General features: G+C 60.3%; 8 protein-coding genes. 6 read left to right on the forward strand and 2 right to left on the reverse strand.

The genetic code is table 11. The annotated features are described in order from the left end of the window. Positions 1-12: 12 nt before the first annotated feature. Complete coding sequence (locus N7607_RS14750) at positions 13-441, reverse strand: DUF4124 domain-containing protein (protein ID WP_279866138.1); 429 nt, start codon at positions 439-441, stop codon at positions 13-15. A gap of 409 nt (positions 442-850) precedes the next feature. Here N7607_RS14750 and N7607_RS14755 point away from each other — a divergent pair, with 409 nt between their 5' ends. Together N7607_RS14755 and ilvN are read left to right on the forward strand one after the other, a co-directional pair. Beyond that, positions 851-2,581 (forward strand): acetolactate synthase 3 large subunit, encoded by a 1,731-nt coding sequence (locus N7607_RS14755; RefSeq protein ID WP_279866137.1) that lies wholly within the window; start codon positions 851-853, stop codon positions 2,579-2,581. A gap of 2 nt (positions 2,582-2,583) precedes the next feature. Beyond that, positions 2,584-3,075 (forward strand): acetolactate synthase small subunit, encoded by a 492-nt coding sequence (ilvN, locus tag N7607_RS14760; RefSeq protein ID WP_279866136.1) that lies wholly within the window; start codon positions 2,584-2,586, stop codon positions 3,073-3,075. Between the two features lie 47 nt (positions 3,076-3,122). On the opposite strand, the gene ilvY is transcribed toward ilvN, so the two are convergent. Beyond that, positions 3,123-3,998 carry an HTH-type transcriptional activator IlvY gene (ilvY, locus tag N7607_RS14765; protein WP_279866135.1) on the reverse strand — a complete coding sequence of 292 codons (876 nt, stop codon included), beginning with the start codon at positions 3,996-3,998 and terminating at the stop codon, positions 3,123-3,125. A gap of 125 nt (positions 3,999-4,123) precedes the next feature. Here ilvY and ilvC point away from each other — a divergent pair, with 125 nt between their 5' ends. The 4 genes from ilvC to msrQ form a co-directional block, all read left to right on the forward strand. Then, positions 4,124-5,140, forward strand: a complete 1,017-nt coding sequence (gene ilvC / locus N7607_RS14770) for a ketol-acid reductoisomerase (RefSeq protein ID WP_279866134.1) — start codon at positions 4,124-4,126, stop codon at positions 5,138-5,140. Positions 5,141-5,297: 157 nt separating this feature from the next. Beyond that, positions 5,298-6,113, forward strand: coding sequence for a CDP-diacylglycerol--serine O-phosphatidyltransferase (gene pssA / locus N7607_RS14775; RefSeq protein WP_279866133.1), 816 nt, complete (start codon positions 5,298-5,300; stop codon positions 6,111-6,113). A 63-nt stretch (positions 6,114-6,176) separates the two neighbouring features. After that, on the forward strand, positions 6,177-7,178 hold the full coding sequence (gene msrP, locus N7607_RS14780) for a protein-methionine-sulfoxide reductase catalytic subunit MsrP (RefSeq protein ID WP_279866132.1): 1,002 nt from the start codon (positions 6,177-6,179) through the stop codon (positions 7,176-7,178). Continuing rightward, positions 7,178-7,776 (forward strand): protein-methionine-sulfoxide reductase heme-binding subunit MsrQ (gene msrQ / locus N7607_RS14785; protein ID WP_279924026.1); only part of this gene is annotated, 599 nt, incomplete at its 3' end. The genes msrP and msrQ, both read left to right, overlap by 1 nt.

Here is a 7,776-nt window from a genome sequence, read left to right on the forward strand (position 1 = left end):
AGGCGGGCAGCGCTACTGGCAATTCTCTGCAATAGCCTTTTCAATTTCAGATATCTGAGCTTGGCGCTCCTCTTCTGAAAGTCGGCGTACCTCGCCTTTTACCTCAATACGAGCACGCGGATTGTTCTTGAGCTGGGCCAGATTGTAACGGGCCGCTTCGCAAAATTTTTTCCGTTCAGCCTCCTGTTTGGCAACTTCCTGCCTTACTTTCTCGTCGACAATGTCTTGCTCCGATTTTTCTGTGTTTTTGACTGCAGGAGTTGGGGCTGTCAGCTTTGGCTGGGCGATATTGGGGGTCACCGCCGCTGCATCCTGCCCCTCCGGCGGTTGCGAGCCGAAGTGAACATTGCCTTGGCCATCCACCCACTTGTAAATCTGGCCGGCAGTGGCACCGGTGCTCAGTGCGAGCAGCACACTGCACGCGAGAATCATGCGACGCATGTCGTTTCCTTTTTATCGGCAGCAAAACCTGCCCGTTACTATAACCAAAACCCGCGAATCTTCATCCTGCGCCATGTCACACGCCGGCAGAGCAAGAAACTGTGACGTATAACTTGACTTGGCGTTCGCTAATCCGAACAATCGGCCCTTCCTGCTGTTGTGAGGTCCGCCGCAAGCGTCCCTCAGCTCAGTGGAAAAAGGCGCTACCCGTGCCGACCCCCGTTACACCCGCAACGCGTTACCTCGCGCTGGGAAGGAAAGGCTCCGCAAGATTGGGCCGTTCCGCTACTCGTCAGGCAGACCCCTGCACTATCCGCGACCACAGTCGCGCTCGTCCGCTGACCAGTAAGACCTACTCAAAGGACCACTCGTTGTCGGGTGGTGATCTGGCGTTCTAGAGGTGAACAACGTGGAGCTTTTATCCGGCGCTGAAATGGTCGTCCGCTCGTTGCGTGACGAAGGCGTTAAGTACATCTACGGGTACCCGGGCGGTGCCCTCCTGCACATCTACGATGCCCTGTTCAAGGAACCGGAAGTTACCCACATCCTGGTTCGTCACGAGCAGGCCGCCACTCATATGGCCGACGGCTACGCCCGCGCCACCGGTAAAGCTGGTGTGGTGCTGGTGACTTCCGGCCCGGGGGCAACCAATGCCATCACCGGCATTGCCACCGCCTACATGGACTCGATCCCGATGGTCGTCATCTCCGGTCAGGTGCCCAGCACCGTGGTCGGTACCGACGCCTTCCAGGAAACCGACATGGTCGGTATCTCGCGTCCGATCGTGAAGCACAGCTTCATCATCAAGCATCCTTCGGAAATCCCCGAAGTGATTAAGAAGGCTTTCTACCTCGCCCAGTCCGGCCGTCCCGGCCCGGTGGTCGTGGACATTCCCAAGGATATGGGCGACCCGTCGCAGAAGTTCGAGTACAGCTACCCGAAGAAGGTCAAGCTGCGCTCCTACAGCCCGGCTGCCCGTGGTCATTCCGGGCAGATCCGCAAGGCTGCGGAGATGATCCTGGCCGCCAAGCGTCCGGTCATGTACTCCGGCGGTGGTGTGGTCATGGGCGGGGCCTCTGAGCCACTGACCGAACTGGCGCGCATGCTCAACATCCCGGTGACCAACACCCTGATGGGCCTTGGCGCCTTCCCCGGCACCGATCGCCAGTTCGTCGGCATGCTCGGCATGCACGGCAGCTACACCGCCAACCTGGCCATGCACCACGCCGACGTGATCCTGGCCGTCGGCGCGCGCTTCGATGACCGCGTGATTAACGGTGAGACGGCGGCCAAGTTCTGCCCGAACGCCAAGATCATCCACATCGACATCGACCCGGCCTCGATCTCCAAGACCGTCAAGGCCGACATTCCGATCGTCGGTCCGGTGGACAGCGTGCTTACCGAGATGGTCGCCATCCTCAAGGAAATCGGCGAGACCCCGAACAAGGAAACTGTCGCCAACTGGTGGAAGCAGATCGACGAGTGGCGCGGTAGCGGCCGCCTGTTCCCCTACAACGAGGGCGACGGCAGCATCATCAAGCCGCAAGCGGTGATCGAGACTCTCAGCGAAGTGACCCGTGGCGACGCCTACATCACGTCCGACGTGGGCCAACACCAGATGTTCGCGGCGCAGTACTACAAGTTCAACAAGCCCAATCGCTGGATCAACTCCGGTGGCCTGGGCACCATGGGCTTCGGTTTCCCGGCCGCGATGGGCGTCAAGCTGAACTTCCCGGAGGCCGACGTGGCCTGCGTCACCGGCGAGGGCAGCATCCAGATGAACATCCAGGAGCTGTCGACCTGCCTGCAGTACGACCTGCCGGTGAAGATCATCAACCTGAACAACGGTGCCCTGGGCATGGTTCGCCAGTGGCAGGACATGCAGTACAGCAGCCGTTATTCGCACTCCTACATGGAATCGCTGCCTGACTTCGTCAAGTTGGCCGAGGCCTATGGTCACGTGGGCATGCGCATCACTGACCTGAAAGACCTCAAGCCGAAGATGGAAGAAGCCTTCGCCATGAAGAACCGCCTGGTATTCCTCGACATCGCCGTGGATACCAGCGAGCACGTGTACCCGATGCAGATTCGCGGCGGTGCCATGCGTGACATGTGGCTGAGCAAGACGGAGCGGACCTGAACATGCGCCATATCATCTCCCTGTTGCTGGAAAACGAACCCGGTGCCCTGTCGCGTGTGGTTGGCCTGTTCTCCCAGCGCAACTACAACATCGAAAGCCTGACCGTGGCGCCAACCGAAGACCCGACCCTGTCGCGTCTGACGCTGACCACCGTGGGCCATGACGATGTGATCGAGCAGATCACCAAGAACCTCAACAAGCTGATCGAAGTGGTTAAGCTGGTGAACCTGTCTGAAAGTGCCCACATCGAGCGCGAGCTGATGCTGGTCAAGGTCAAGGCCACCGGCGCCCAGCGCGCCGAGGTCAAGCGCACCACCGACATCTTCCGTGGGCAGATCGTCGACGTCACCAGCAGCGTCTACACCATTCAGCTGACCGGCACGAGCGACAAGCTGGACAGCTTCATCCAGGCCATCGGCACCTCGTCGATCCTGGAAACCGTGCGCAGTGGTGTCACCGGTATTGCGCGTGGCGACAAGGTCTTGAGTATCTGATCGTCAGGTTGCAAAGAAAGCCCCGCCAAGTGCGGGGCTTTTTATTTTTAGCGATTCCAGAAGGCGGCGATCAGCGGGTCCTTGAGGCGCTTCTGCAGGGCGAACAGGCCGATGTCGTAGGCAGTCAGTGGCGGCTGGATGTCGTATATGCGGATGCGCGCGGTCAGTGGGCTGTTGTCCAGCACGATCTGTGGCACCACGCCGATGCCGAACCCCAGGCTCACCATGCTGACGATGGCCTCGTTGCCGCTGACCTGGGCGTAGATGCGTGGCTTGATGTTGTGGCTCTTCAGCCAGCGGTCGGTGCGGGTGCGCGCCAGGCCCTCTTCCGACAGGATCATCGGAACGTCCCGCCAGCTCTCCGCGCTGGGTTTTTTCAGCTGCTCATCGCTGAGTAGCTGGGATGACTGCGGGCCGATGAAGCGCAACTCGGAGCGAGCGATGGGTTGGAATTCGACGTCGGCCGGCAGGTTGTCCGGGCGGGCGCCGATGGCCAGGTCTTCCAGCTCCTGCTGTACGCGCTCGACGGCCTTGGCCGGGTCGCCGGTATGCAGCTTCATCTCGATGCGTGGGTAGTTCTGCCGGAAGCTGCTGAGGATGTCGTAGAGAAAGCTGTAGCTGGCGGTGACCGAGCAATACAGGGAAAGTTCGCCGTGCAGGATCAACTGGTCCTGCTTGAATGTCTGGCGAATAGCCTGCCAGCCATTCATGACTTCCTGGGCGTACCCGCGAAACTGCTGCCCCTCGCGAGTCAGGCGGACCGAGCGGTTGTCGCGCAGGAATAGCGGGGCGCCCAGTTCATCTTCGAGCTGCTTGATGCTGCGGCTGAGCGCGGAAGGGCTGACGTGCTGCTCGCGGCTGGTTTTGCCGAAGTGCAGGTTGTCCGCCAAAGAAAGAAAAAGCCTGAGTGCGTGGCTATCCATAATCGTTTCGTATATCGGCACGTTGTGTTGCAAATATATCATTTTACGCAATGGCGGGGATCGCTTAAGGTGCCTCCGTAGCGGTGCTCAGCACCCCCTCCATTCGATCCAGAAGAGCCAAGAACATGAAAGTTTTCTACGACAAAGACTGCGACCTCTCCATCATCCAGGGCAAGAAAGTCGCCGTTATCGGCTACGGCTCCCAGGGCCACGCTCAAGCGTGCAACCTCAAGGATTCCGGTGTAGACGTCACCATCGGTCTGCGTAAGGGCTCCGCTACCGTTGCCAAGGCCGAGGCCCATGGCCTGAAAGTCACCGACGTGGCCACTGCCGTTGCCAACGCCGACCTGGTCATGATCCTGACCCCGGACGAGTTCCAAGGCCGCCTGTACAAGGACGAGATCGAGCCGAACATCAAGAAAGGCGCCACTCTGGCCTTCTCCCACGGCTTCTCGATCCACTACAACCAGGTCGTACCGCGTGCCGACCTCGACGTGATCATGATCGCGCCGAAGGCCCCGGGCCACACCGTGCGCTCCGAGTTCGTCAAGGGCGGCGGCATCCCCGACCTGATCGCCATCTACCAGGACGCTTCCGGCAATGCCAAGAACGTCGCCCTGTCCTACGCCTGCGGCGTTGGCGGTGGCCGTACCGGCATCATCGAAACCACCTTCAAGGACGAGACCGAAACCGACCTGTTCGGCGAGCAGGCCGTTCTGTGCGGCGGTTGCGTCGAGCTGGTCAAGGCTGGTTTCGATACCTTGGTCGAAGCTGGCTACGCGCCGGAAATGGCCTACTTCGAGTGTCTGCACGAGCTGAAGCTGATCGTCGACCTGATGTTCGAAGGCGGCATCGCCAACATGAACTACTCGATCTCCAACAACGCCGAGTACGGCGAGTACGTGACCGGCCCGGAAGTCATCAACGCCGAATCCCGTCAGGCCATGCGCAATGCTCTGAAGCGCATCCAGGACGGCGAATACGCCAAGATGTTCATCCAGGAAGGCGCAGCCAACTACCCGTCCATGACTGCCTACCGCCGCAACAATGCCGCTCACGGCATCGAAGTGGTCGGCGAGAAGCTGCGTGCGATGATGCCGTGGATCTCCGCCAACAAGATCGTCGACAAGACCAAGAACTAAGGTCTTCCGATGCTCGAAAAGAACGCGGCTTAGGCCGCGTTTTTTTATACGCGCGGTGGGCTTCTGGTATAAAGCCCTCTCGCTTAACCGTGCCGCTGGCGAACCTGTGTCGCCGCAGTCGGTCGAAGTCCTATCAAATCGCTGCAAGGTATTGTTCATGAACGAACGTCCCGAGGATTCTGGCAAGGCTCTCGAACAGGAGAGTCTGTTGCCCATCGATGAGCACGTGGAAGAAGGCCAGGACGCCGAGGGCCGCAAGGTTCGCCACCGTGGCATTTACCTGTTGCCCAATCTGTTCACCACGGCTGCGCTGTTTTCCGGCTTCTACGCCATCGTCAACGGCATGAACGGCCAGTTCGATCACGCCGCCATCGCCATCTTCGTGGCCATGGTGCTCGATGGCCTTGATGGTCGCGTCGCTCGCCTGACCAACACCCAGAGCGCCTTCGGTGCCGAATACGACTCGCTGTCCGATATGGTCGCCTTCGGTGTCGCGCCGGCGCTGGTGGCCTTCGAGTGGGCCCTGGGCAGCCTGGGCAAGGTCGGCTGGATGGTTGCCTTCATCTATGTAGCTGGTGCGGCCCTGCGCCTGGCGCGCTTCAACACCATGGTCGGCAAGGCCGACAAGCGCTACTTCATCGGCCTGGCCAGTCCGGCTGCAGCTGCACTGGTGGCCGGTACCGTGTGGGCGTTCAGCGACTTCGGCATCAAGGGCTCGAACATGGCCTTCGTGGTCGCCCTGCTGGTGGCTGCTGCCGGTACGCTGATGGTCAGCAACATCAAGTACCACAGCTTCAAGGACCTGGATCTCAAGGGGCGAGTGCCTTTCGTGGCCATTCTCATCGTGGTGCTGGTGTTCGCCGTGGTGTTCAGCGACCCACCCCGTATCCTGCTGCTGATCTTCCTCGCCTACGCGGCTTCCGGTCCCGTGCAATATTTGTTGCAACTGCGCCGACGCAAAGCGGCCGAGTGATGTAATTTCCTCGCGGCTCCGCAGTCTACTGGCGCACTCGATGTCCAGGCTGTGGAGCCCGCCATGCTGATCAAGACTCCTCTCGCATCCGCCGCCCGCGAATGCGACATCACCCCCGAAGCCGTTTACCTCTCTCGTCGTCGTTTTATGGCCGCTGCTGGCGGTGTCATGGCGCTGGGTGCGTTACGAGCGCATGCGGACGTAGCGCGATATGCGGATGTCGAGCCTGGCCCTATGCCGGGCTGGTTTGCCGAGAAGTTGCCCGGCGTGCGCTGGCAGTCGGCTGCGATAGGTGAAGAGGCGCTCACGCCCTATCCGGATGTCACCCAGTACAACAACTTCTACGAGTTCGGAACCAGCAAGGGCGATCCGGCGCGCCATGCCGGCAAGCTCGAGGTGGAACCTTGGTCGGTGATGATCGATGGCGAGGTGGCCAAGCCAGGCCCGGTATCGCTTGAGCAGCTGGTCCAGCCCTATCGGTTGGAGGAGCGCATCTATCGCCTGCGCTGTGTCGAAGCCTGGTCGATGGTCATTCCCTGGCTCGGCTTCCCGCTGGCCGAACTCCTCAAGCGCGCTGAGCCGACCGGCAATGCCAAGTTCGTCCGTTTCGAAACCAAGGTGGCGCCACAACAGATGGCGGGGGTGCGCTCCGGATTCTCGCTGATTGACTGGCCCTATGTGGAGGGGCTGCGCATGAATGAGGCCATGCATCCCTTGGCGATCATGGCGGTGGGGCTCTACGGACGCGTTCTGCCTAATCAGAATGGTGCGCCGCTGCGTCTGGTGGTGCCGTGGAAATACGGCTTCAAGAGCATCAAATCTATCGTGCGTATCAGTCTGGTTGCCGAACAACCGAAAACTACCTGGGAAAGCCTGGCGCCCGACGAATATGGCTTCTACGCCAATGTGAACCCGGGCGTCGACCACCCGCGCTGGAGTCAGGCGACCGAGCGCCGTCTACCCAATAGTCTGTTCAGTCCCAATGTCATCGACACCAAACTGTTCAACGGCTATGACGAAGTCGCCAGCCTCTATGCCGGTCTCGATCTGCGGAAGCATTACTGATGCGCTTCCCGGTCTGGCGTGGGCTGGTGTTCGTCGTTGCCTTGTTGTTTCCCTTGTACTGGCTGTATGAAGGACTGCAGCGACTCACCGGCCCCGATCCCGGCAAGGTACTGGTGGATAACCTGGGGCAGGGTGGGTTGATCCTTTTGTTGCTGACGCTGAGCATGACCCCGTTGCGCCGATTGACCGCCTGGGGTGGCTGGTTGGCGGTGCGGCGTCAGCTGGGGCTGTGGTGCTTCTTCTATATAGTGCTGCATCTCTGTGGCTATCTGCTGTTCATTCTCGGCTTGCGCTTTGATCGTCTGCTGGCGGACATCAGTGAGCGTCCTTACATCATTGTTGGTGCGTTGGCGCTACTTGGGCTGCTGCCGCTCGCGCTGACTTCTAATCGCTACAGCCAGCGCCGCCTGGGGTCAGGTTGGCGCCAGCTGCATAAGTTGGTGTATCTGATTCTCGGCCTGGCATTGCTACACGTGCTGTGGGTAGTGCGCTCTGATATAGGTGAATGGCTGGTCTACGCGTTATGCGGTGCAGCTCTGATGCTGCTGCGTCTGCCAGGCGTGGCGACCGATTTGCCGGCCGTTCGCGAGAAGATGAC

It is taken from the genome of Pseudomonas sp. GD04019 (assembly GCF_029837695.1).
In the GTDB taxonomy this organism is placed as follows: domain Bacteria; phylum Pseudomonadota; class Gammaproteobacteria; order Pseudomonadales; family Pseudomonadaceae; genus Aquipseudomonas.

What these genes read in the sequence shown, in the direction of transcription:
- N7607_RS14750 (WP_279866138.1), bottom strand. Translation starts at nt 441, where the DNA reads ATGCGTCGCATGATTCTCGCGTGCAGTGTGCTGCTCGCACTGAGCACC.
- pssA (WP_279866133.1), top strand. Translation starts at nt 5,298, where the DNA reads ATGAACGAACGTCCCGAGGATTCTGGCAAGGCTCTCGAACAGGAGAGT.
- ilvC (WP_279866134.1), top strand. Translation starts at nt 4,124, where the DNA reads ATGAAAGTTTTCTACGACAAAGACTGCGACCTCTCCATCATCCAGGGC.
- ilvY (WP_279866135.1), bottom strand. Translation starts at nt 3,998, where the DNA reads ATGGATAGCCACGCACTCAGGCTTTTTCTTTCTTTGGCGGACAACCTG.
- msrP (WP_279866132.1), top strand. Translation starts at nt 6,177, where the DNA reads ATGCTGATCAAGACTCCTCTCGCATCCGCCGCCCGCGAATGCGACATC.
- ilvN (WP_279866136.1), top strand. Translation starts at nt 2,584, where the DNA reads ATGCGCCATATCATCTCCCTGTTGCTGGAAAACGAACCCGGTGCCCTG.